Source organism: Lysinibacillus pakistanensis, from assembly GCF_030123245.1.
GTDB classification, from domain to species: domain Bacteria; phylum Bacillota; class Bacilli; order Bacillales_A; family Planococcaceae; genus Lysinibacillus; species Lysinibacillus pakistanensis.
On record NZ_CP126101.1, the window covers coordinates 3,152,717 to 3,173,216 of the forward strand.

General features: G+C 40.4%; 22 protein-coding genes and 2 riboswitches. Of the genes, 4 read left to right on the forward strand and 18 right to left on the reverse strand.

The features are described from left to right. Window positions 1–301: 301 nt before the first annotated feature. From rnz to QNH24_RS15725, 18 genes are all read right to left on the reverse strand, one after another. Window positions 302–1,234 (reverse strand): ribonuclease Z, encoded by a 933-nt coding sequence (gene rnz, locus QNH24_RS15640; RefSeq protein WP_283868493.1) that lies wholly within the window; start codon window positions 1,232–1,234, stop codon window positions 302–304. A 97-nt stretch (window positions 1,235–1,331) separates the two neighbouring features. After that, window positions 1,332–2,168, reverse strand: coding sequence for a class I SAM-dependent methyltransferase (locus QNH24_RS15645; RefSeq protein ID WP_283868494.1), 837 nt, complete (start codon window positions 2,166–2,168; stop codon window positions 1,332–1,334). Further along, complete coding sequence (locus QNH24_RS15650; protein ID WP_283872865.1) at window positions 2,165–3,664, reverse strand: cobyric acid synthase; 1,500 nt, start codon at window positions 3,662–3,664, stop codon at window positions 2,165–2,167. Before QNH24_RS15650 ends, QNH24_RS15645 begins: the two co-directional genes overlap by 4 nt. A gap of 66 nt (window positions 3,665–3,730) precedes the next feature. Next, window positions 3,731–4,267 carry a cob(I)yrinic acid a,c-diamide adenosyltransferase gene (locus QNH24_RS15655; RefSeq protein ID WP_283868495.1) on the reverse strand — a complete coding sequence of 179 codons (537 nt, stop codon included), beginning with the start codon at window positions 4,265–4,267 and terminating at the stop codon, window positions 3,731–3,733. A 14-nt stretch (window positions 4,268–4,281) separates the two neighbouring features. After that, on the reverse strand, window positions 4,282–4,842 hold the full coding sequence (locus QNH24_RS15660) for a nitroreductase family protein (RefSeq protein ID WP_283868496.1): 561 nt from the start codon (window positions 4,840–4,842) through the stop codon (window positions 4,282–4,284). A gap of 23 nt (window positions 4,843–4,865) precedes the next feature. Beyond that, on the reverse strand, window positions 4,866–5,633 hold the full coding sequence (gene cobA / locus QNH24_RS15665) for a uroporphyrinogen-III C-methyltransferase (protein WP_283868497.1): 768 nt from the start codon (window positions 5,631–5,633) through the stop codon (window positions 4,866–4,868). Next, the gene (locus tag QNH24_RS15670; RefSeq protein WP_283868498.1) at window positions 5,633–6,268 is read right to left on the reverse strand and encodes a precorrin-2 dehydrogenase/sirohydrochlorin ferrochelatase family protein; all 636 of its coding nucleotides are present in this window, start codon (window positions 6,266–6,268) and stop codon (window positions 5,633–5,635) included. The genes cobA and QNH24_RS15670 overlap by 1 nt, the downstream gene beginning before the upstream one ends. Next, complete coding sequence (locus tag QNH24_RS15675) at window positions 6,261–7,628, reverse strand: cobyrinic acid a,c-diamide synthase CobB (RefSeq protein WP_283868499.1); 1,368 nt, start codon at window positions 7,626–7,628, stop codon at window positions 6,261–6,263. Before QNH24_RS15675 ends, QNH24_RS15670 begins: the two co-directional genes overlap by 8 nt. A gap of 11 nt (window positions 7,629–7,639) precedes the next feature. Next, on the reverse strand, window positions 7,640–8,761 hold the full coding sequence (locus tag QNH24_RS15680) for a cobalt-precorrin 5A hydrolase (protein WP_283868500.1): 1,122 nt from the start codon (window positions 8,759–8,761) through the stop codon (window positions 7,640–7,642). Then, window positions 8,754–9,539 carry a precorrin-4 C(11)-methyltransferase gene (gene cobM, locus QNH24_RS15685; RefSeq protein WP_283868501.1) on the reverse strand — a complete coding sequence of 262 codons (786 nt, stop codon included), beginning with the start codon at window positions 9,537–9,539 and terminating at the stop codon, window positions 8,754–8,756. The genes QNH24_RS15680 and cobM overlap by 8 nt, the downstream gene beginning before the upstream one ends. Continuing rightward, on the reverse strand, window positions 9,539–10,246 hold the full coding sequence (cobI, locus tag QNH24_RS15690) for a precorrin-2 C(20)-methyltransferase (protein ID WP_283868502.1): 708 nt from the start codon (window positions 10,244–10,246) through the stop codon (window positions 9,539–9,541). Before cobI ends, cobM begins: the two co-directional genes overlap by 1 nt. Beyond that, window positions 10,239–11,459, reverse strand: a complete 1,221-nt coding sequence (gene cbiE / locus QNH24_RS15695) for a precorrin-6y C5,15-methyltransferase (decarboxylating) subunit CbiE (RefSeq protein WP_283868503.1) — start codon at window positions 11,457–11,459, stop codon at window positions 10,239–10,241. The genes cobI and cbiE overlap by 8 nt, the downstream gene beginning before the upstream one ends. Next, window positions 11,416–12,549: a cobalt-precorrin-5B (C(1))-methyltransferase gene (locus QNH24_RS15700; protein WP_283868504.1), complete on the reverse strand. Its 1,134-nt coding sequence runs from the start codon at window positions 12,547–12,549 to the stop codon at window positions 11,416–11,418. The genes cbiE and QNH24_RS15700 overlap by 44 nt, the downstream gene beginning before the upstream one ends. Next, complete coding sequence (locus QNH24_RS15705) at window positions 12,549–13,208, reverse strand: precorrin-8X methylmutase (protein WP_283868505.1); 660 nt, start codon at window positions 13,206–13,208, stop codon at window positions 12,549–12,551. The genes QNH24_RS15700 and QNH24_RS15705 overlap by 1 nt, the downstream gene beginning before the upstream one ends. 12 nt (window positions 13,209–13,220) lie before the next feature. Then, window positions 13,221–13,982 carry a precorrin-6A reductase gene (cobK, locus tag QNH24_RS15710; protein ID WP_283868506.1) on the reverse strand — a complete coding sequence of 254 codons (762 nt, stop codon included), beginning with the start codon at window positions 13,980–13,982 and terminating at the stop codon, window positions 13,221–13,223. Beyond that, complete coding sequence (locus QNH24_RS15715) at window positions 13,979–14,881, reverse strand: sirohydrochlorin chelatase (protein WP_283868507.1); 903 nt, start codon at window positions 14,879–14,881, stop codon at window positions 13,979–13,981. The genes cobK and QNH24_RS15715 overlap by 4 nt, the downstream gene beginning before the upstream one ends. A gap of 14 nt (window positions 14,882–14,895) precedes the next feature. Then, entirely contained in the window at window positions 14,896–16,566 is a 1,671-nt protein-coding gene (gene cobJ, locus QNH24_RS15720) for a precorrin-3B C(17)-methyltransferase (protein WP_283868508.1), read from the reverse strand. A gap of 4 nt (window positions 16,567–16,570) precedes the next feature. Next, window positions 16,571–16,942 (reverse strand): (2Fe-2S) ferredoxin domain-containing protein, encoded by a 372-nt coding sequence (locus tag QNH24_RS15725; protein ID WP_283868509.1) that lies wholly within the window; start codon window positions 16,940–16,942, stop codon window positions 16,571–16,573. A gap of 139 nt (window positions 16,943–17,081) precedes the next feature. Further along, window positions 17,082–17,264: riboswitch (cobalamin riboswitch) on the reverse strand. Between the two features lie 246 nt (window positions 17,265–17,510). Next, a riboswitch (cobalamin riboswitch) is annotated at window positions 17,511–17,695 on the forward strand. Between the two features lie 134 nt (window positions 17,696–17,829). Between QNH24_RS15725 and QNH24_RS15730 the strand changes: the two genes are divergently transcribed. Genes QNH24_RS15730 through QNH24_RS15745 form a run of 4 tightly spaced genes read left to right on the forward strand, consistent with a single transcriptional unit; the run spans window position 17,830 to window position 20,462 of the window. Next, window positions 17,830–18,576 carry an energy-coupling factor ABC transporter permease gene (locus QNH24_RS15730; RefSeq protein ID WP_283868510.1) on the forward strand — a complete coding sequence of 249 codons (747 nt, stop codon included), beginning with the start codon at window positions 17,830–17,832 and terminating at the stop codon, window positions 18,574–18,576. 1 nt (window position 18,577) lies between these two features. After that, window positions 18,578–18,850 carry an energy-coupling factor ABC transporter substrate-binding protein gene (locus QNH24_RS15735; RefSeq protein WP_283868511.1) on the forward strand — a complete coding sequence of 91 codons (273 nt, stop codon included), beginning with the start codon at window positions 18,578–18,580 and terminating at the stop codon, window positions 18,848–18,850. A gap of 2 nt (window positions 18,851–18,852) precedes the next feature. Beyond that, on the forward strand, window positions 18,853–19,623 hold the full coding sequence (gene cbiQ / locus QNH24_RS15740) for a cobalt ECF transporter T component CbiQ (protein WP_283868512.1): 771 nt from the start codon (window positions 18,853–18,855) through the stop codon (window positions 19,621–19,623). Beyond that, a complete protein-coding gene (locus tag QNH24_RS15745) occupies window positions 19,623–20,462 on the forward strand; it encodes an energy-coupling factor ABC transporter ATP-binding protein (RefSeq protein ID WP_283868513.1) in 840 nt (279 codons plus the stop codon). The genes cbiQ and QNH24_RS15745 overlap by 1 nt, the downstream gene beginning before the upstream one ends. Window positions 20,463–20,500 lie beyond the last annotated feature (38 nt).

Sequence of the window (20,500 nt, forward strand, 5' to 3'; positions counted from 1 at the left end):
GTTTCATTATTTTTTTATTAAATCTAGAATAATAATTTTCTAGGTAAAACAAATTGTCACAATTTTGTAATAAACATTCTAATTTTTTAGCTATAAAAAAATCTAAATAGTTTGAACTATTTTATATTTAAAGCTAAGTATTTTATTGAAGTGAATAAATTCAATTAAATTATGAGCTATTGGGAGTTATTTAATAAAGATATTCGTTATGAGTTTTTACCTAGATTTATCTTAATGAATAGTAAAAAGCACCTTTAAATGAAACTTCATTCGAAAGGTGCTTCCTCGTTTTTATATTATATTAAAATAATTTATTATTATGCCATGTATACACTTCTTGATCAGATGTAAGAGCAGTTTGAGGAAAAATCGCCTGTGCCTCTGCTAAAAGCATTGGTAAATCCTGCGGCATAAAACGTGCACTCAAATGATTCAATAGTAAAAATTTCACATCTGCTTGTTGTGCAATTTTAGCTGCCTCAACGTTTGTAGAATGTCCATAGCTTGCTGCTAAATCAGATGTAGTGCCATCAAACGTAGCTTCATGAATAATAATATCGGCTTTATTTGCTAATAACACTGACTCCTGACAGTATTTTGTATCGCCTAAAATAGTCAGTGTAAAGCCTTTTTTGGGCGGAGAGACAACATCTTTCGCATGAATAATTGTGCCGTTGTCAAGCTCTACATCTTTCCCACCTTTTAATTGGCCTAGTAAAGGACCTTTAGGAACGCCAAAAGCCTGCACTTTTTCCATTAACAATTCACCCGGCAAATCTTTTTGCTCAATCCGATAGCCAAAGCATGGAACAACATGTTGAAGCTCCCCTGCACTCACCTTAAAATGTGCATCCTCATAAATTACACCCTCATGAACCTCAATAAACTGTATGGCATATGTTAAATGAGTCTTTGATAAGGAAAACGTTTGCTCAATCCATTGCTGTAAACCCTTTGGACCGAATATTGTTAATGGCTCATCTCCACCCTGAAATGATCGAGAGCTTAGAAAGCCTGGTAAACCAAAAATATGATCACCATGTAAATGTGTAATAAAAATTTTCGTAACTTTACGTGGTTTTAGTGATGTATGCAAAATTTGATGCTGGGTCGCCTCCCCACAATCAAACAGCCACATTTCTCCTATTTCATCTAAAAGTTTTACCATCAGTGCACTTGTATTACGTTCCTTTGAAGGCATTCCTGCGCCTGTTCCTAAAAAATGTAGTTGCACATATGCCACCTCTCTTCTGTGTCTATCGCTTTATTGTACCTTATCGTTAACAATAAGAAAAACCTTTGGTAACAAGCTTTCTCCAAAGGTTTGAAAATTATTTCGGCTCCCATGATACAAGGGCCGCATGAAAATCATGGCGATAATAATAATGACCATTCTTTTCTTCAATAAAGGGCTTGAGCGACTCCTCAACATGCGCTCTATCAAATGTAGTATTTAGTATTTTTTTACTTTGAGTCGTGACAAGCTGCTCATAGCTTTCATATTCATAGACTCGTTCTAATGGTATAATTTCGCAATTTGCATAAATATCCATTTCATATAGCAAATTCAAAAATTCTATATAGTCTCTTCTTGGAAATTTAATATCATAGCCATACTTTTTGTACAAAATCTCATAATGGGGTTGAATTGGTCCTGTCGTCATACCAATAATCGCACGCTTTTTAGCAAGTCGATTCATCTGGTAAAGGGCCGATTTTATTTCATACATACGATAGAAACAATTGACGCCAATGACGATATCGTGAGCTGCCACCTCATTCTCAGCAAGGCTTTCCCATTTTGCATGAATATAAGAGACATGTTGCTGATCCTGCATGCAATTTTGTAGATAGCTTAGGATGCTATCTGAACTATCTACACATGTTAGCTGTCTCACATTTTCTGCTAGTGGAAAAGTATAATTGCCCCAGCCTGGACCAATTTCCAATACAGAGTCCTCTGGTTGAATATTCTTTTTTATTTCTTGAAAAATCTTTGCAGCATAGGGATCTGTCTGTCCCGTTTTTTTACGTTTAATGGACTGTGCCCAGAATTGCTCTTCCAGCTGATCATCGACCATTCTTTCAGGCATTTGTCCATGCCAATCCTTCATACCTTCCTGCCATAATGCCTCATAATCAATGGCTAATGGTCCTTTTCTTGTCATACGGATACCTCTATATTCATGATTTCGTATATTTTTTTTATATCGAGATTCGCACGAACATGCTTAGCGAGCATATTATAGGCATCTTCCCGACGCTCTGCATCACTTTTAACATCACTTGCTAAAGCAGGTAGCCCTTTTTTTATACGCAAATCATTGATAAGCTGCCGTGTAAAGTGACGGTTATGGAATAGTCCATGAAAATACGTACCTATTACTTGCTCATCAGCACTTACTGCACCATCTACTCGCCCATCGGCTAATTGTAAAAATGGTGACACTTCATCACGCAAAATCCTTGTTCGTCCAAGATGAATCTCATAGCCAGAAAATGTATCCTGACCTCTTGTTCCAGTCATTTGCACCGTTTTTTTATCTCCAACGAAAACTGTTTCCATTGGCAATAATGCTAGCCCCAACGCTGAATCTCCGCTTCCTTCTACAGCCTCTGGATCTAATAATGTTTCCCCAAGCATTTGAAAGCCACCACATATGCCAATAATTTTTGTTCCTTGCTGGCGTAAGTTAGCGATTGCTTGGTCGAAGCCCTGTTCCTTTAACCAAACTAAATCATCCATCGTATTTTTTGTCCCAGGTAGTATCAGTAAATCAGGCGTCCCTAGCTCTTGAACGTTACCAATTAAACGAACTCCGACCTCTGGCTCATCAAAAAATGGGTCTACATCTGTAAAATTTGAAATACGCGGCAAACGAATCATTGCTACATCAATGGCGAACTCTCCAGGTTTAGGCTTTTTAAAGCGCAGAGCAGATAATGCGAGGGAATCCTCCGCTTCAATATTGACATCGACATATGGCACAACACCCAATACAGGGATGCCCGTTTCACGTTCTACCCATTCAATACCATCATCGAGTAATTCTCGCAAGCCTCTAAATTTATTAATGATAAGTCCCTTCACACGTGCGCGCTCTGCCTCATCAAGCAATGCGAGTGTCCCTACTATCGATGCAAAGACGCCACCCCGATCAATATCTGCAACTAGCACAACTGCTGCATCTGCTAAATGGGCCATTCGCATATTTGCAATATCACGATCTTTTAAATTGATTTCTGCAGGACTGCCGGCTCCTTCAAGTACAATGACATCATATGTATTTTGCAAAGTTCTTACAGATTTTTCTACGATGGGCATTGCTTCCTGAACAAATTGATTGCGGTAGCTTTTGGCATCCATATTTAAAAAATGCTTACCATGCACAATGACTTCAGATACCATATCCTGCTTCGGTTTTAGCAAAATAGGATTCATATCTGTCGTAGCAACAACCCGTGCTGCCTCGGCCTGTACTCCCTGAGCACGACCTATTTCGCCACCATCTTGCGTCACAAATGAATTAAGTGCCATATTTTGTGATTTAAAGGGTACTACCTTTAGCCCATCATCTGAGAAAATACGGCATAACGCAGTACAAATCATACTTTTTCCTACATCAGAAGCTGTCCCTTGAATCATGATTGATTTTGCTGGCATCATCTTTTCCTCCATCTTAATAATTGAAGCTGGTTTTTACACCGATTTCTGCTGCTTTCTATATGCTTAAAATTCAAGACCTTTGACAGCAGGAATTCCTTCATCATAATAATGTTTTGTCGCCTCAATTGTTGAAACTAAATCTGCCATGGCAATAAGTGCTGGATTTGCACTGCGTCCTGTTACCACTAAATGCATGGTAGAAGGGCGCTGTTGTATGGCTTCAATAACTTCTGCTAAGGGTAGCACATCATCAATTGGAAATTTTGTGATAGCCAGTGCATTGTTCAGCTCATCTAATACAAGTAAATCAATCGTGTCGTCCTGCAGGGCAGCTTTTGTTTTCTTCCATGCCTTTGCTAAAGCAGTACGATGCTCTTCTGGCGTTTTTGTCCAAGTAAAGCCAATACCCATCTGCTCCATTTCCACGCCAAGCTTACTTAGGGCAATTTGCTCTCCATATGTACGCTCTGGTGATTTAATAAATTGCATATAACGTACATTCAGCCCTCTTCCAACTGCGCGTAGTGTGACGCCAAGAGAGGCAGTTGTTTTGCCCTTCCCTTCCCCTGTATAAACTAAAAACAAGCCTTTTCTCGCCATTTTTTAAGCCTCCCTTAAAGCCATGTTGTTTTTTCCTCAAATGGGGTACGCTTCTTGTCTTTAAGCTCCTGCTCCTCTGGATAGCCTATAAAAATAGTACCTACTACTTTTTGCGTTTGACCTGCTCCAATAAAGTTATGCATTCTTTCATCATGAACAAGCCCCACACCACGTGTACGCCAGACAAAGCCAAGTCCTAGCTCCTCTGCAGCAAGCCACATGGACATAATTGCACTACAAACAGCAAAGACGTTATCTTCAGTTGCATCAGCATCATCTTCCACAATATCTGCTGTCACCACAACGGCAACAGGTGTCGTTTGCACAACTTTCAATGAGCTTTCTACCAAATTTGGCTTAGTTGGAAAGCGTTCTAGTAAATAAGCATTTGCCATTTCCTCATAACGTTTCATTGCATCACCTTGAATGATATAAAAATGCCAGGGCTCACGCATACGGTCGTTTGGTGCATAAGTGGCTGCTTGTAAAATTTGTTCAATTTTCTCTTTCTCAACTGGCTGTGTTGTATAATTACGAATTGCTCGACGATTTTTTAATGCCTCTATTATAGTCATGCGGTTCCCTCCAATTGAATCTTCTACGAAAAAGCAAGTCCCTGCTCTTCAAACCATTGAATTTTTTCTCGGACATTAACGACATCACCAACAATAATCATAGAAGGGTTATGATAGCCCTCTCGTTCAATAATGCTAGCAATTTCATCAAGCTGTCCTGTAATGGTACGCTGTTGATCTGTTGTGCCCCATTCAATGACAGCAACTGGGGTAGATGCCTTTCGACCATGCTCAATTAATTTTCTAGAGATATAGGCAATATTGCCAACACTCATATAAAAGGCTACTGTATCAATGCCTGTTGCGAGTGCAGACCAGTTTAAAAAGTCTTGTCCCTTTTCTTCACGGCCATGACCTGTTACGAGTGCAAAGCTTGTTGCAAAGTCTCGATGTGTAACAGGAATACCTGCATATGCTGGGGCAGCAATTCCTGCTGTTATGCCAGGTACGATTTCATAGGCAATCCCATGATTTTTTAATACCTCGGCTTCCTCAGCACCACGACCAAAAACAAATGGGTCTCCCCCCTTTAATCGTGTGACAATTTTGCCCTCCTGCGCTTTTTCAACAAGTAATGTATGAATCTCGTCTTGAATAAGGTGATGCTTGCCAGGTAATTTACCACAGTACACAAGCTCCGCATCCTTTTTCGCAAATTCTAGCAATTTAGGATTCACAAGACGATCATAGGCAATAACATCTGCCTTCTGAATACATTCAAGCCCATATACTGTAATAAGCTTGGGGTCTCCTGGTCCAGCCCCTACTAAATACACCATTCCATCCTTCATTATGCTTCTCCCATCAGTAATTGTTGTAAGTAGGCTTCACGTCTATCAATCTCACCTCGACGTGTCCATTCTAGTAAGTTTGGTTCTAGTAATGCCTGTAACGCGGAACGTCTTTGCTGACCTTTTTCAAATTTTGCTGCAATCATTAATCGTGCCTGTTGTAAAAAGCATACGTAGTCATCATATATCTCATCAAATTGTTCTTCGAGATCGGCTTTAATTTTTCTTGCTAATGCTGGACTAGCACCTGATGTTGATACCGTGAGCACTAAAGGACCTCGACGAACAGTTGCTGGTGTAATAAAATCACTCTCAGCTTGTGCATCCGCACGATTGATAAGCTGCCAATGCTGAGCAGCTTCTTGAACAGCCTCATTTACTGATGTATCATTGGTCGCGGCAATAATCAGTGACGCATCATCTAAATCACGTGGTTCAAATTCTTTTTCACGCCATGTAATTTTCCCTGCTTCCACAAGTGGTAATAATGAGTCATCTAGTGTTGGACTCACGACAACAATAGTTGCTTTAGCTGGAATCAAAGATGTTACCTTCTGCGTTGCTACGTGTCCACCTCCAACAATTACTACGGTTTTGTATTCAATATTGATATGGATTGGAAAATAATTAGTCATGATTTTTCACCTTCTTACAAGCTGATAGCCAATTGTCAACAAGCTTTGGGTTTGATACGAAATGAAAATGTGTATAGCCAGCTACTAGATTTCCTTCTTGATAGCCCTCTTGCTTTTTCCCAAAACGACCTTTTGTTTGATAGGCAGGCGTATTATGAGAGCCACTATATGTTGAATAGTGGAATTCATGTCCTTTAGCTTCTTCGTCTGTACCTATTAAGAAATTATGTTGAGTGCCAAAAATTTCACGGTAGCCAAGAGCTGCTAGCTTTGTTTGCATGGTAACTTCACCAGGAATAACACCTACCATATCAAAACGATTACCATCATTATTTGAAATAGCCTCTGTCAAATACATAAAGCCCCCACACTCTGCTAATGTTGGTAAACCTTTGGCAATTGCTTCACGAATCGAACTTTTGGCTTCTACATTGTTCGCCAGTGTTTCCGCAAATTCCTCTGGGAAGCCCCCGCCAATATATAGCCCATCAGCCTCAGCAGGCACAGCTTCATTGGCAAGCGGTGAGAAAAATTGTAGTGTTGCACCTTTGGCACGTAGTAGCGCTAGGTTTTCTTCGTAATAAAAATTAAATGCCGCATCCTTTGCAACAGCAATGCAAATGTTTTGCGATGGCTCTTTTGCAAATAGCTGTCCTGCTTCTTGTAGAACAGGAGCCTTTGTTAGGTTCAATAATTGATCTACATCTATTGTCTCTGCCATTAACGAACCTAGCTTCTCAAAAAAAGAATCCAGTTCTCCACGTTCTATCGCAGGTACTAGTCCTAAATGGCGTCTAGGGATATCAATTCCTTCCTCACGCTTTAAGTAGCCAATAACAGGGATACCACATTCCTGCTCAATCGCAGCTTTCGCAATCTCATAATGACCAACACTGCCAACCTGATTTGCAATCACACCAACTATATTTGGCCTATCTGATAGTAATTGGAAGCCCTTTACAACTGCCGCAACACTTCGGGCCATACTTGCACAATTAACAATTAAAATGACAGGACTTTCTGTGATAACACTGATGTCTGCAGCAGAGCCTTCATTAGATAAAGGGCTTTTACCATCATAGAAGCCCATAACACCTTCAATAATGGCAACATCTGCACCCGTACTTGCGCGTGCAACAATATCTCGTACAGCTTGATGTGAAAACATCCAGCTATCAATATTCCGAGATACTCTTCCTGTTACGGCTGTGTGGTAGGTTGGATCTATATAATCAGGACCGCATTTAAAGCCCTGCACAACTTTCCCCTTATTTTGTAAAGCCTTCATCAGTCCAATAGTGAAAGTTGTTTTACCTACGCCACTGCCCGTACCAGCCAGTACAAAACGATTTGTTTGCATGGACTTCCTCCTTAAAATAGTAATCTAGCAACAGAGATCGTAGCATTGCCTGATTTCTTCTTTTCTAAAATGAGCTCATTTACCTTAGCATAACGCATAGCAGCTGGTTCACTGACTCCATAAGCTCCTGTATATTTAAAAACTGTTTCTGACGGGGAAGGGAAATCTATTTCGTTTAATTCATCCGGTGAATAGGTGACAAATTCCCAATCATAGTTTCTAGTAATGTCCAAGAAGCATTGCTCATCTTTCTTTAAATCTATTGTGCATAATGCCTTCACACTTTTTTTCGAAAGCTTTAGCTCAGCCAGCGTTTCATCAATAACTTGCTCAATTTCATCCAGAGTTGTCCCGCGATTACAGCCCATACCTAGTACTATTGATTTTGGTCGGTAAATCACACCATTTTCAAGCAGAACTTCTTCTTCAGGCTCTATCATGCGATCTGTAATTAGCAATGTCGCATGTGGCTTAGCCTTTATTGCTGCCTGTGTGGATGGATAAATTTTAATTTGTTCTGGCATTGGTGTATCGCGCATCCACCAATCACGTTCACCCGTCTCCTGAACGATAGCAACATGCTCCTCATTCACAACAGATGCGCTAACAGGTGTCAATTTATCTGCACTATCCCATACCCAACCAAAACGAGCACCAAATAAGTCAACAGGAATCGTTTTTTGTACATCGGAAGCTGTTGTAATTATTGGATTGGCGCCTAGTGCAGCAGCTACTTCATGTGTCAGCTCATTGGCACCGCCTAAATGTCCAGATAATACACTAATCACATTTTCTCCACGATCATCAATGACAACAACACCAGGGTCTGTTTTTTTATCTTTTAGTATTGGGGCAATCATCCGTACAACTGCGCCTAGTGAAATGATTAAAATTAAGCCTTTATATTGCTTAAAAAGAGTTGGTAATAGCAAGCGCACAGTACCTGTAAACAATTGTATATGCTTGTCTGCTTCATCGCCCTGCTCAAATTTACTCATATAATATAAATCACTAGCCGCGAAGGTATGCTGCAATCGACGTCCAATTTGTACACCATGCTTTGTAATAGCGACTACAGCATAAGGATTTCGTTGATCAACCTCCGGTAAAACGCCCTCTTGTAATTCAATCACTTGTCTTCACACCTTTTCTAAAGCCATGTGTAAAGGTTGCATCATATAATTTCGAGCGATATTGATCCTTATCATGAATAGTTGGATCTAAAGCCCAGCCAGCTAAAATCATCGCATGTTTCCGAATACCGTTTACACGCATAGCTTCATCTAATTCAACTAATGTTGTACGTACGATTTTCTGATCTGGCCAAGATGCACGTTGAATAACAGCTACTGGTGTATCATCTGCCCAGCCTGCACTTTGTAGCTCTTTGACGATTTTTTTCGTTAAAGTTGCACTAAGGAATAGCGCAATTGTACAATGATGACTTGCTAAATCACGTAGTTTTTCAAATTCCGGTACAGGTGTACGCCCTTCTGCACGTGTTAAAATAAGTGTTTGCGTTAAATCTGGAATTGTTAATTCTGCACCAATTGCTGCTGCAGAAGCGAAGACTGAGCTTACACCTGGAATTACCTCATAGCCAATGCCTTCCTTCTTTAAAAGAGCTACCTGCTCCATAATAGCTCCGTACATGGCAGGATCTCCTGTATGCATACGAGCTACTACCTTCCCTGCGTTAACACGATCCACCATAACTGCTACCATTTCCTCTAAATGCATACCTGCTGTACGGATTACCTCAGCATCTGGCTTTGCTTTTGCAATTAGGTCCTCATTGACTAAAGAATCTGTATACATGACCACGTCTGCCGTTTGTAGCATATGTAAGCCTTTCACTGTAATTAAATCTGGATCACCAGGACCAGCGCCGACAATATAGATTTTTTTCATTATTTACGCACCACCATTAATGTTAAATATTCTAGCTCGACACCGTCTAGCTCACGTACATCCCAAATAATTTCCTCGTCAGATGTTACCTTTGTGACAACTGAAGCCTTATCAAGTAAATCTAAATCACGTAGCACCTGTAGCATTAGGTCAATAACCTTTGCCACTTTAATAAACACAACTGCATCATGACTTTCAATGGCGTCACGCATTGCGTTATAGTCATCATGGGCAGGTATAATGGCAACTTTGTCATCCCCATCCGCAAGTGCAATTCCTAAGCGTGATGCAGAACCATTAAACGAAGAAATACCTGGAACTGTACGGATTTCAACTTCCGGGTGCATGTCCTGCATTAGCTTCATCATATGAATAAACGTACTATATAATAGAGGATCTCCCTCTGTAACAAACGCGACGTCTTTGCCTTCTTTCAATTTTTCATAAACAAGCTCAACAGATTTTGTCCATTCACGCTCTAATACAGCCTCATTCTTCGTCATTGGAAAAACTAGGCCTAGCATATCCTTTTCCTCTGGATTAATATAAACATCCACGATTCGATGTGCATAGCTTTTACTGCCTCTTAGCTTTTTTGGATAGGCAATAACTGGAGATTCCTGGATAACACGAAATGCCTTCACTGTAATTAATTCTGGGTCGCCAGGACCTACACCCAAGCCATATAAAATACCAAGATTACTCATGATTCTCTTCCTTTCGATAAGCCGTAATAATATAAATAGGATTTAATGGAACAAAGCGTGTCATATCTAGAATTGGTTTACTGCGAGCAAGCTGTGCCTGTAAAATGTCTACAGCAAGACCACATGCCTTAAATGCTTCCACTGCCTTATATAAATTTTCGATGGTTGCAGCATTTAGGACAATACGTCCATTTCGCTTTAAGCGTGCACAACACAATTGTAATAGCTCCACCATTTCTCCTCCTGTACCGCCGATAAAAATGGCATCCGGGTCAGGGAAGTTTTCAAGTCCTGCTGGCGCTTTACTATGAATTGCCGTAATATCGACACGGAACTTTTGCTGGTTTTGTAGGCAATTTTCTAAATCTGGAGCATTTTTCTCCACTGCAAACACTTGACCTTCTGGCGCAAGCTTGCCAGCCTCAATCGCCATTGAACCTGTACAAGTCCCAACATCCCAGATAATACTATCCTTTTGAAGCTGCATTGCCTGCAAACTTAATACACGAATTTCTTTTTTGGTGATTAGCCCTTTATCTGGCTTACGCTGTGAGAATTCTTCATCATCAATGCCAAGTGCATAATGTTTTGGCTCTGAAATTTGCTGAAGAATAACGACATTTAAAGGAGAAAAATCAGCTTCTTCTAATTCATCAAGCGAATACCAGCCGAATCTTTCATTGGTGCCTTGTAAGTTTTCCGCAACAAATGCTCGGTATTCCGTCATGTCAAATTGCTTTAAATAACGCGCTAGTGCATTCGGATTGTTTTCCGCATCTGTTAGAAGCGCCACTTTCTTTTTGCCATCAATACGCTGCGCTAAGCCCTTCATGGAGCGTCCATGAATACTCGTGACATAGGCATCCTGCCAGCTTTCCCCCATCTTTGCAAAGGCAAGCTGCACTGAGCTTATATATGGGTAAACCTCTATGTCTAGCTTTTTCGCTAAGTAACTGCCGATTCCATAAAATAATGGATCACCCGATGCTAGGATTACAGTATTTCTTGTTTCTTCAGATAATCTAGTAACAAGTGTAGAAAGGCCACCTTTAATCATTATTTTTTCGCCTTTAAAGGTCGGGAAAAATTCCAGAACACGCTCCCCGCCAACAAGTACCTCACAGTCTTCAATCCACTGTCTATATTGAGGGAGCAAGCTTTCTAGTCCGTTATCCCCGATCCCAATCAATTTCATTGATCGATGCAATGTCATCAGCCCTTCCTAATAATTGTCCCTGCATCGAATAAATCGATGTGGAAAGCGTTAAACCGCCTTTAATATGGTGTAAGGAGGAGTAACAGCAAGCTTCACATAAATGATGGAAAAATGCATCATAGCCCTTTTCTGCCATAATTTCGCCTACCTGTGAAGCGGTATTGGCCTCCTGTACAGCAGCTATTGTGTCTTTATCTGCACCAATATCTGTAGCCAGTTGTGCTAAAAAATTAAAATCTATCGGAGCACTTTTGGAATGCACCATCATCACACCTTGCGCCACTTTCGAGAATTTCCCCATCATGCCAACAAGAGAGACTCGCTTAATGCCGAGACGTTTACAGTGCTTTAACGTAAAGCCAACAAAATCGCCCATTTCAATAAAAGCTTCTTCTGGTAGATTAGGGTACTGCGCCATTCCGTACTTTTCACTGCGTCCCCCTGTTGTAATGACTAAATGCTCACAGCCAGCTGCCTTAGCAACGCTTATTGCTTGCACTATACTTGCCATATAAGCGGAACTCGAAAAAGGCACGACGGTTCCCCTTGTGCCTAAAATGGAAATACCACCTATGATCCCCAGACGACCATTTAAGGTCTTTTTCGCAATTTCTTCACCATCTGGGACAGAAATAATAACGTTGACGCCTCGCTTAATTTGAAAATCGTCAAGAACCCCCTGTACAGTACTATGAATCATTTTACGAGGTACGGGATTAATAGCCGCTTCTCCAACTGGTACTGGTAAGCCGGGCTTTGTTACCCGCCCGACACCAATCCCACCATCTAGATGAATGCCAGGTGTATCGGCCCAGCTCACTGTGCCAATAATAAGTGCCTTATGTGTAGCATCTGGATCATCCCCAGCATCCTTTATGGTTTCACACCTTACCGTATTGTTTTCAAACGTACAATTTTCGATTGTAAAGGTTGCATCTCTCCCAATTGGCAAATGAATTGTACTAGTTTCCTGCTCTTCATTTGTAATTAGTGCTAGCAATGCTGCCTTTGCCACCGCAGTTGCACAGGCTCCCGTTGTATAACCGTGACGCATGTCCTTGGGATCCTTTTTTGGCTTCCGCTCCATTACTTTTTCGCCTGTTCATCCGCTAAAAGTGAAATGGCATTCAAAGCGGCAACCGTCACTGTACTACCGCCTTTACGGCCAACATTTGTAATATACGGAATACCTTCTAATTTTAATAATTCCTCTTTTGACTCAGCTGCAGATACAAAGCCAACTGGCATACCGATAATTAGATCTGGTTTTGCTAAGCCTTCTTTAATTAAACGGATTAACTCTAGTAATGCAGTTGGTGCATTACCAATGGCATAAATTCCACCTTCATGTAATTTAGCAGCTTTTTGCATGGAGATAATAGCACGTGTTGTATTTTGTTTTTTCGCTTCTACTGAGACATCTTCATCTGCAATATAGCAATGTAGATCCCCACCATGCTTTTGGAAACGTTTTTTTCCTGAGCCACTTTCGATCATTTGCACATCAGCAATCACATGGCGACCTGCAAGAATAGACTTGATACCTGCCTCAATCGCCCCTGGAGTAATAATAACGCTACGACCAAGCTCAAAATCAGCAGATGCATGAATAATACGACGAACAACCTTCCACTCATCCTCTGAAAAATCATGATCGCCCATTTCTTCTGCTATAATTGAAAAACTGTAATCGTAAATTTTATCCGGGTCTACCGTTAAAGGTTTGAAATCTGTTTTAAAATCCATCTGAATTGCCTCCTAAAGTGTGTGTTGTACTGCCTGTAATACTTCCGTAAATGTAGAATATTGCTGGCCATACTTTATATTTGGTCTTGCAATTAATATTGTCTCAATGCCACATGCAAGTGCTGCCTCTAGCTTTTCATCCACTGAACCAACCTTGCCACTTTCCTTCGTAATCATCAATGTCACATCATATTGACGAAAAAGCGCTTCGTTTAATTCCTTTGAAAAGGGTCCCTGTATAGCGACTATGTCCCTTTGCGCCACACCAAGTGCCTCACATTTTTCCATGTTATCGAGTCTTGGTAGCATACGTGCAATCACTCTTGTATTCTCCAGACCATGTAAAACCTTCGTAAATGTCGCAAGCGTTTTACTGCCTGTTGTTAGCATAATGACACCACGTTTTTCTGCTGCAAAGTGAGCAGCCTCCTCATAATCTTTTACTATCGTTATAAGAGGATGAGAATAATGTTCATGCGCGCGTTCATAGCGAATATATGGTATATTTGCTTGCTCCGCTGCTGCCATGGCATTTTTTGAAGCTTCCTCAGCAAAAGGATGAGAGGCATCTACAACTAAACGATAGCCTTGTTCTGTCATAATTGCTGCCATTTCCTCAGCTGTTAACCGTCCAACTAAATGAGGTAGACCCACCTCAGCAAGGCTAGAGGCTGCTGACTCAGTAACAACTGTTGCTGTTACCTGATATCCTGCTGACTGTATTTCAAGAGCTAAGTTTCTGGCATCACTTGTCCCTGCTAACATGAAAATCATTTCACAGACTCCTCTTCATGGTGGTGGTCATGTTCGTGATGATGATCATGGTGGTCGTGATCATGGTCATGATGGTGATGATGATGCGCATGACCATGCACTGCTGCATAAGCTCGATAGTTTTCTAAATCCTGCATACCTGTTGATGTCCCATTTACAGCCTGCTCAATACGCTCAAGTAGCACATTTTGCAAGCGTTCATGATACCCAAAATAGTCAGCAATTTGAATATCACACTCTGGGTATTTGTCGTTAAATTGTTGACACATACCATTCATGCGTTCCATTAGGATGCCCGTGAATAAAAAGTATGGAAGCATAATGATCTTTTTAGCACCTAGCTTAACACAGCGCTCAATTCCCTCTTCGACACGAGGATCCGTTACCCCCATAAAGGCACTTTCTACATATTTCACAGGCAATTTTTCCCATAGCAGACGTGTAATTTTATAAAAGTCTCCATTTGCATATGGGTCACTGCCGCCTCGTGCAATTAATAATATAGCTGTATCCTGTTGCTCCTCTTCAGCATTGAAGCCGATTTCAACTAAACGATCCTCTAAAATTGCAAATATCTCTTCATGGACACCGATTGTTTGACCATATGTGAATGTAATATGTGGATAATGTTCACGCGCATGCTCAATTTCTGCTGGAATATGTAGCTTTGAATGTCCTGCATGAAGAAGAATGATTGGAATCACATGCACCTCTGTTGCACCCTTCTTGACACAGTTTGTTATACCCTCTTCAATGTTTGGAGAAGCAAACTCCAAGAAACACGTTTCTACTAAGAAGCTATCATCAATACGAGGTGCCATTTGCTCGATAAATGTACGCACCTCATCATTTCCTGCTGCTAAACGGCTCCCGTGGCCGACAAATAAAATTGCTTTCATCTCATTACTCCTCACTAGTCACCGCATGGAGCGGGCTCTACTTTTATTTTTGAAGACATGTCCTGATACGTAAAATGCAGAATCTTTTTCACACGCTTAAAATACTTAAACAGACGTTCATTTGGATGGGCATTTGCTTTATACTCTTCAATGATGTCCGTAATGAGCGGAATAAGTTGTTCAGGCTCTAGTCCCTCTACAACTGGCTGTGCAGCATGTGCTGTACGACCAACTGGCTTTGCCCCAATAAAAACATCGAACTTACTTTTACGATAAACAATACCAATATCATCAAATACTGCTCGATAGCATGCCATACCACAGCCATTAAAGCCAATATTCAACGTTTTCGGTAAAGACATTCCGCCAAGCTGCTTCTGAATCTCCTCGGCATATGGAATCGAATCAGCCTTTTCCCCATAACAGAAGTCACAAGCCTTTAATGATAGTACATCCCCAATCGGAGCCAGTAAGAATCCAACCTCAAGTAGCTTTGCTGTAATTTTTTCTGGCTCCGTTGTTGGAATTTTTAAATGGATTTGATGGTCTGGCGTGTATTCCATCGTTCCATCCTTCCCGACAACCTCTGCTAGCGTCATCATCTGTTTCGGGGTAAAAAATTTATTGGCTACTCCTGGGCTCACAGCTAACTCAAAGATAGATTCGATTTTTTGTTGCACAAGCTTGGGCGTTGCCTTTACCTCACTTGTTCCGTTGACCATCGCTAAGGCTGCTGTCGCCATCTCAAGTGAAGTTTTTTTTTGCTTTGGATTAGGAGAAATGGCTAAACTGGGCTCGATACGATTAGCGTTGGGATCTGCCGCAAAGTCATTGCGTGCCTCTCCTGTTTCTTGATTCATTGCCCATGGTTCATTTTCTTCCCTTAAACGTTGGTGTGGACGTAATGGCTGCTTCTCCTCACCAAGTGTGTATTTGCGCTGATAGCCACGTGGTGTAATCATTTTATTATCATAGAAAAATGTTGATGAATTCCCGATAATAACCGTTGTCAGCATCCCAATATCATGCTCTAGCATTTCTGCTAAAGTTGTCATGGTAACCTCCTGACGGTCACGATAAGCGCTTTTAACAAGTCCCACTGGTGTATCAGGTGAACGATATTCTAATAAAATGCGTTGGGCCTCCACAATTTGTCTTGTCCGTCGACCACTTTTTGGGTTATACAGTGCAATCACAAAATCCGCCATCGCTGCTGCTTCCACTCGCTTCGCAATTAAATTCCATGGTGTTAGGTGGTCACTTAAACTAATCGTACAAGCATCATGCATAATTGGTGCACCTAGTAAGCTTGCACATGAGTTGATAGCAGAAATACCTGGAACAATTTCTACCTCTACACCGGTTGCCTCCGTCCAACCAAGCTCGATTAATACCTCATACACTAACCCTGCCATTCCATATACACCAGAATCACCGCTGGAAATAACGGAAACAATATTCCCTGCCTCTGCTTGGCGTACCGCTTCCTGCGCACGAGATACTTCCTCCGTCATACCCGTACTAACAATGGATTTTGCACTAACTAAGTCCTGAATTAGCTCTACATATGTTTTATAGCCTATGATCATATCACTCTGTTGTAATGCCTCCACAGCCCGATGCGTAATATGATTAAAATCACCAGGCCCAAAGCCAACTACGAAAATCTTCCCTTTTTGCGCCATTTTGTTACCCCTCTTTCACCTTTTCGATGCCTTTAATGGCTGTTGTTTGTGCTGTCCGCTGTAATGTGCCCTCACGAAGCGTAAAAACATGTTCATGGTGCAGTGACTCATGATGTAAATCCTGCACAAGTGCCCTCGCATGTTCAGTTGTTGGCACACGGTACCAATTCCCTTGCGGATAAGCAATGACAACACATGCATCCTTACATCTGCCATTACAACGTGTCCGGGTTGTATGTATTTTTTTATCAAGTGCCTGCACCTGTATCTCATCACGAATGGCTTGCGTAATTTCCTCTGCTTCTTTTTTCATACAGCTACTGCCATTACAAATAAAAAGATGTGTCTGCATCCCCTCTAAATTCCAAGTAGTCATCGTTGTTCTCCCCTCAATACGTTTAGGAACAAGAAAAACCTTTACTCTAATCGAAGAGTAAAGGTTTTGTAGAAGCCAAATAAAGTCGAATAAATTACAGGTATTCGCCTTTGCTTCAACTTCTCCCTCCGAAAAGTTTGCATGCATCATTCCATAAGCAGGTTTCCTGACTTAAGCTTCCATTTACTTTCGCGCCTTCCCAAGTTTGCACTAGTGGCATTTGCGATTTCATCAGCTATTACAGTAGCGGGGGCTGTATTGGACTTTCACCAATTTCCCTATTATCTTGAAAATATTCAAGCACTTATGTATGTTTTTATATCAAATTTGTATGTTTAACATGAATTTAAAACTGTCTCTATCATATCTTAAAATTTTAAAATTACAATATTTCTCTCTAAAATTGTGACATTTTCATTAAAATTTCATCAAAAAATTCGTAGAAAAAAGAAAAATTTCTCTTTTATTTTATCAGAATTTTCTAGATTGTACCTCAATTTTAAAAATTTTTTCTAAAAAAAGATAGCACCATGATGGAAAATTATGTTACACTTTGTCGTGAAATCTCACAACTTCATCTTTTTTCGGTGCGAAGTGCTTATCATTTCGCTTAAAAGGGAAGCCGGTTCAAGTCCGGCGCGGTCCCGCCACTGTACTAGGGAGTTTTATAGAGAATGTCACTGTCCAACGGATGGGAAGGCCTATAAAATGAGGAACTAAAGCCAGGAGACCTGCCGAAAAGAATGTGAACGTTTCAACCTACGAGGATAGGTGTGCGGCTTAGTAGAATCGAATTCTATTTGTTTTAGCTATGCACTTTTCCCATGGAGAAGTGTTTTTTATTTTTCGCACGCTAATTCAAAAACTATATGTAAGGAGGAGAAGTTTTGAAATTCTCAGGCTGGAAGCTTAGTTATTTCTTATTGGCATTTTTATTTGTGCCAAATCGTGCATTCGCCATGCATATAATGGAGGGCTTTTTACCAATTGAGTGGGCCATTTTCTGGTGGGTTGTATCTATTCCATTTATTATTTTAGGATTACGTTCAATTCGTAAAACGATCGATGCAAACCCTGAAACAAAAATGATTTTAGGACTATCAGGTGCCTTTGCCTTCGTCTTATCAGCATTAAAAATTCCTTCAGTAACTGGAAGCTGCTCGCATCCAACAGGAGTTGGACTCGGTACAGTTCTTTTTGGTCCATTAGCAATGAGTGTAATCGGAACAATTGTATTATTATTCCAAGCTTTACTTTTAGCGCATGGAGGGCTTACAACTTTAGGAGCAAATGCCTTTTCTATGGCAGTAGTTGGTCCAATTATTGCTTATTATGTATTTAAAGGCTCGCAAAAAATGGGTCTTTCATTTTCTTTAGCTGTGTTTTTAGCTGCTATGCTTGGTGACTTAGGTACATATATTGTCACTTCTGTTCAATTAGCTCTTGCTTTCCCTTCTGAGGTTGGTGGCTTTATGGCGTCATTCACAAAATTTGCAGGTATTTTTGCATTAACACAAATCCCTCTTGCTGTTAGTGAAGGGATTTTAACCGTAGTCGTGATGAACTTCTTGAAAAAATACAATGTGAGCGAATTAAAAGCATTACATGTTTTTTCAACAAAGGAGGCACATTAGAATGAAAAAAAACTTATTACTGCTAGCTATCGTTGTGTTATTAGCAATTATCCCTCTATTCATTCAAAAGGGTGCAGAATTCGAAGGAGCAGATGGTGAAGCAGAGGCAGCAATCGGTGAAATAAATGCTGACTACGAACCATGGTTTGAAAGCTTATGGGAACCACCAAGTGGAGAAATTGAAAGCCTACTATTTGCACTACAAGCTGCTATAGGTGCTGGATTTATCGGATACTTTATTGGCTTAATGCGCGGCAAACATAAAGAAAGTTAAGTATGTTACTCATTGATAAGTATGCATATATGAATAAGCTAGCGTCTGTTCATCCGCTAGAAAAAATGTTGTTTTCTTTTGGACTATTATTATTGTCGCTTATCATGAGAGATGAACGAATTTCACTCATTACATTTATTGTAATGAGTGCTTTTATCATTATAGGCGCTAAAATCCCTGTGAAATATTATTTAAAACTATTATTGTTACCCGGATTTTTTTTACTATCTAGCTTACTATCTATTCTAATTTCAATAGCCCCAGCGGCTAACGAATTACCTGCACATATTTGGGCATTTTCTTTCAATGATTGGACAATTTTTGTGGGCAATGCAAGCTTAGTTACAGCAAAGCAACTTTTTTTCATCGTTCTAGGCAGTGTCAGTTGTTTATATTTTTTAATCCTAACAACATCTGTACAGTCTATTTGTCATGTGTTACGACAATGTAGAATTCCTGCCCTGTTTGTTGAACTAGTGGAATTAACATATCGATTTATTTTTATTTTTTTAGACAGTATGCAAAAAATTCATCTTGCTCAGCAGGCACGACTTGGTTATCACTCACCTGCCCAGTGGCTACGCTCTATATCTATGCTTATTGCCGCATTATTTGCTGAAATGTTCCAACGAAGCCGTGAACTTAATAATGCCATGCAAGCACGAGGTGGCGAAACGGTCTATTGGCAGGAGAATGCAACCTATAGCATGAAAAACTGGCTAGGTATTGCAGCTATCTTACTATTCCTCATCGTGTATGGAGGGTTTTTCTAATGACCACAGACTTTTACTTTGAACTAAATCAGCTTTCTTACGCCTATGCAGATGGGACACACGCCCTAACAGATATTACACTCCAAATTCCGAAGGGCAAAAAAATTGCCTTACTTGGTCATAATGGAGCGGGAAAATCTACATTATTTCAGCATCTCAATGGCATTCTTAAACCAACTACTGGAACGATAGCCTTTTGTGGCGAGGAGCTACATTATAGTAGAAAAGCATTAAAAGAGTTACGTCAACAGGTTGGCATTGTTTTTCAGGATGCAGACAATCAGCTGTTTTCTGGTACAGTAAAGCAGGATATTGCATTTGGACCTTTGAACCTCGGCTGGACAACTACAAAAATAGAGGAAAAAATGGCTTGGGCAGTTGCACAAACAGAGGTGGAAGCATTACTCGATAAACCAATACATTTTTTAAGTGTGGGTCAGAAAAAACGGGTAGCCGTGGCAGGCGTACTAGCAATGGAGCCATCTGTTTTACTATTGGACGAGCCAACCGCAGGACTCGATAATTATTATGCTGCACAAGTTTTGCAATATTTAGCGAAATTAGAAAACGGAAATCGCACCATTTTATTGGCCACCCATGACATCCCATTAGCCTATGAATGGGCAGATCAAATAATCGTTATGGAAGGTGGAAAAATCATCTATAATGGGGACCCTGTTGAGATGTTTTATCAGGAGGATTTACTGCAACGTGCTCATCTGGAACGTCCCTGGGTCTTTGAAATGGCGCTTGCTTTACAAAGTAAAAAATTATTGAAAGAAAACATTAAGTTACCTCGTTCAAAAGAAGATTTACAGAAACTAATTGAGCTAATTTGAGGGTTTGTATCTGAGTTGTTTTTTAGAAAATTGAAGTA

What these genes read in the sequence shown, in the direction of transcription:
- QNH24_RS15670 (WP_283868498.1), bottom strand. Translation starts at nt 6,268, where the DNA reads ATGACTAATTATTTTCCAATCCATATCAATATTGAATACAAAACCGTA.
- cobA (WP_283868497.1), bottom strand. Translation starts at nt 5,633, where the DNA reads ATGAAGGATGGAATGGTGTATTTAGTAGGGGCTGGACCAGGAGACCCC.
- cobM (WP_283868501.1), bottom strand. Translation starts at nt 9,539, where the DNA reads ATGAAAAAAATCTATATTGTCGGCGCTGGTCCTGGTGATCCAGATTTA.
- QNH24_RS15735 (WP_283868511.1), top strand. Translation starts at nt 18,578, where the DNA reads ATGAAAAAAAACTTATTACTGCTAGCTATCGTTGTGTTATTAGCAATT.
- QNH24_RS15675 (WP_283868499.1), bottom strand. Translation starts at nt 7,628, where the DNA reads ATGCAAACAAATCGTTTTGTACTGGCTGGTACGGGCAGTGGCGTAGGT.
- QNH24_RS15645 (WP_283868494.1), bottom strand. Translation starts at nt 2,168, where the DNA reads ATGACAAGAAAAGGACCATTAGCCATTGATTATGAGGCATTATGGCAG.
- QNH24_RS15705 (WP_283868505.1), bottom strand. Translation starts at nt 13,208, where the DNA reads ATGGATTTTAAAACAGATTTCAAACCTTTAACGGTAGACCCGGATAAA.
- QNH24_RS15725 (WP_283868509.1), bottom strand. Translation starts at nt 16,942, where the DNA reads ATGACTACTTGGAATTTAGAGGGGATGCAGACACATCTTTTTATTTGT.
- cobJ (WP_283868508.1), bottom strand. Translation starts at nt 16,566, where the DNA reads ATGGCGCAAAAAGGGAAGATTTTCGTAGTTGGCTTTGGGCCTGGTGAT.
- QNH24_RS15700 (WP_283868504.1), bottom strand. Translation starts at nt 12,549, where the DNA reads ATGGAGCGGAAGCCAAAAAAGGATCCCAAGGACATGCGTCACGGTTAT.
- QNH24_RS15715 (WP_283868507.1), bottom strand. Translation starts at nt 14,881, where the DNA reads ATGAAAGCAATTTTATTTGTCGGCCACGGGAGCCGTTTAGCAGCAGGA.
- cobK (WP_283868506.1), bottom strand. Translation starts at nt 13,982, where the DNA reads ATGATTTTCATGTTAGCAGGGACAAGTGATGCCAGAAACTTAGCTCTT.
- QNH24_RS15660 (WP_283868496.1), bottom strand. Translation starts at nt 4,842, where the DNA reads ATGACTATAATAGAGGCATTAAAAAATCGTCGAGCAATTCGTAATTAT.
- QNH24_RS15650 (WP_283872865.1), bottom strand. Translation starts at nt 3,664, where the DNA reads ATGCCAGCAAAATCAATCATGATTCAAGGGACAGCTTCTGATGTAGGA.
- cbiE (WP_283868503.1), bottom strand. Translation starts at nt 11,459, where the DNA reads ATGACATTGCATCGATCAATGAAATTGATTGGGATCGGGGATAACGGA.
- cobI (WP_283868502.1), bottom strand. Translation starts at nt 10,246, where the DNA reads ATGAGTAATCTTGGTATTTTATATGGCTTGGGTGTAGGTCCTGGCGAC.
- QNH24_RS15745 (WP_283868513.1), top strand. Translation starts at nt 19,623, where the DNA reads ATGACCACAGACTTTTACTTTGAACTAAATCAGCTTTCTTACGCCTAT.
- QNH24_RS15655 (WP_283868495.1), bottom strand. Translation starts at nt 4,267, where the DNA reads ATGGCGAGAAAAGGCTTGTTTTTAGTTTATACAGGGGAAGGGAAGGGC.
- cbiQ (WP_283868512.1), top strand. Translation starts at nt 18,853, where the DNA reads ATGTTACTCATTGATAAGTATGCATATATGAATAAGCTAGCGTCTGTT.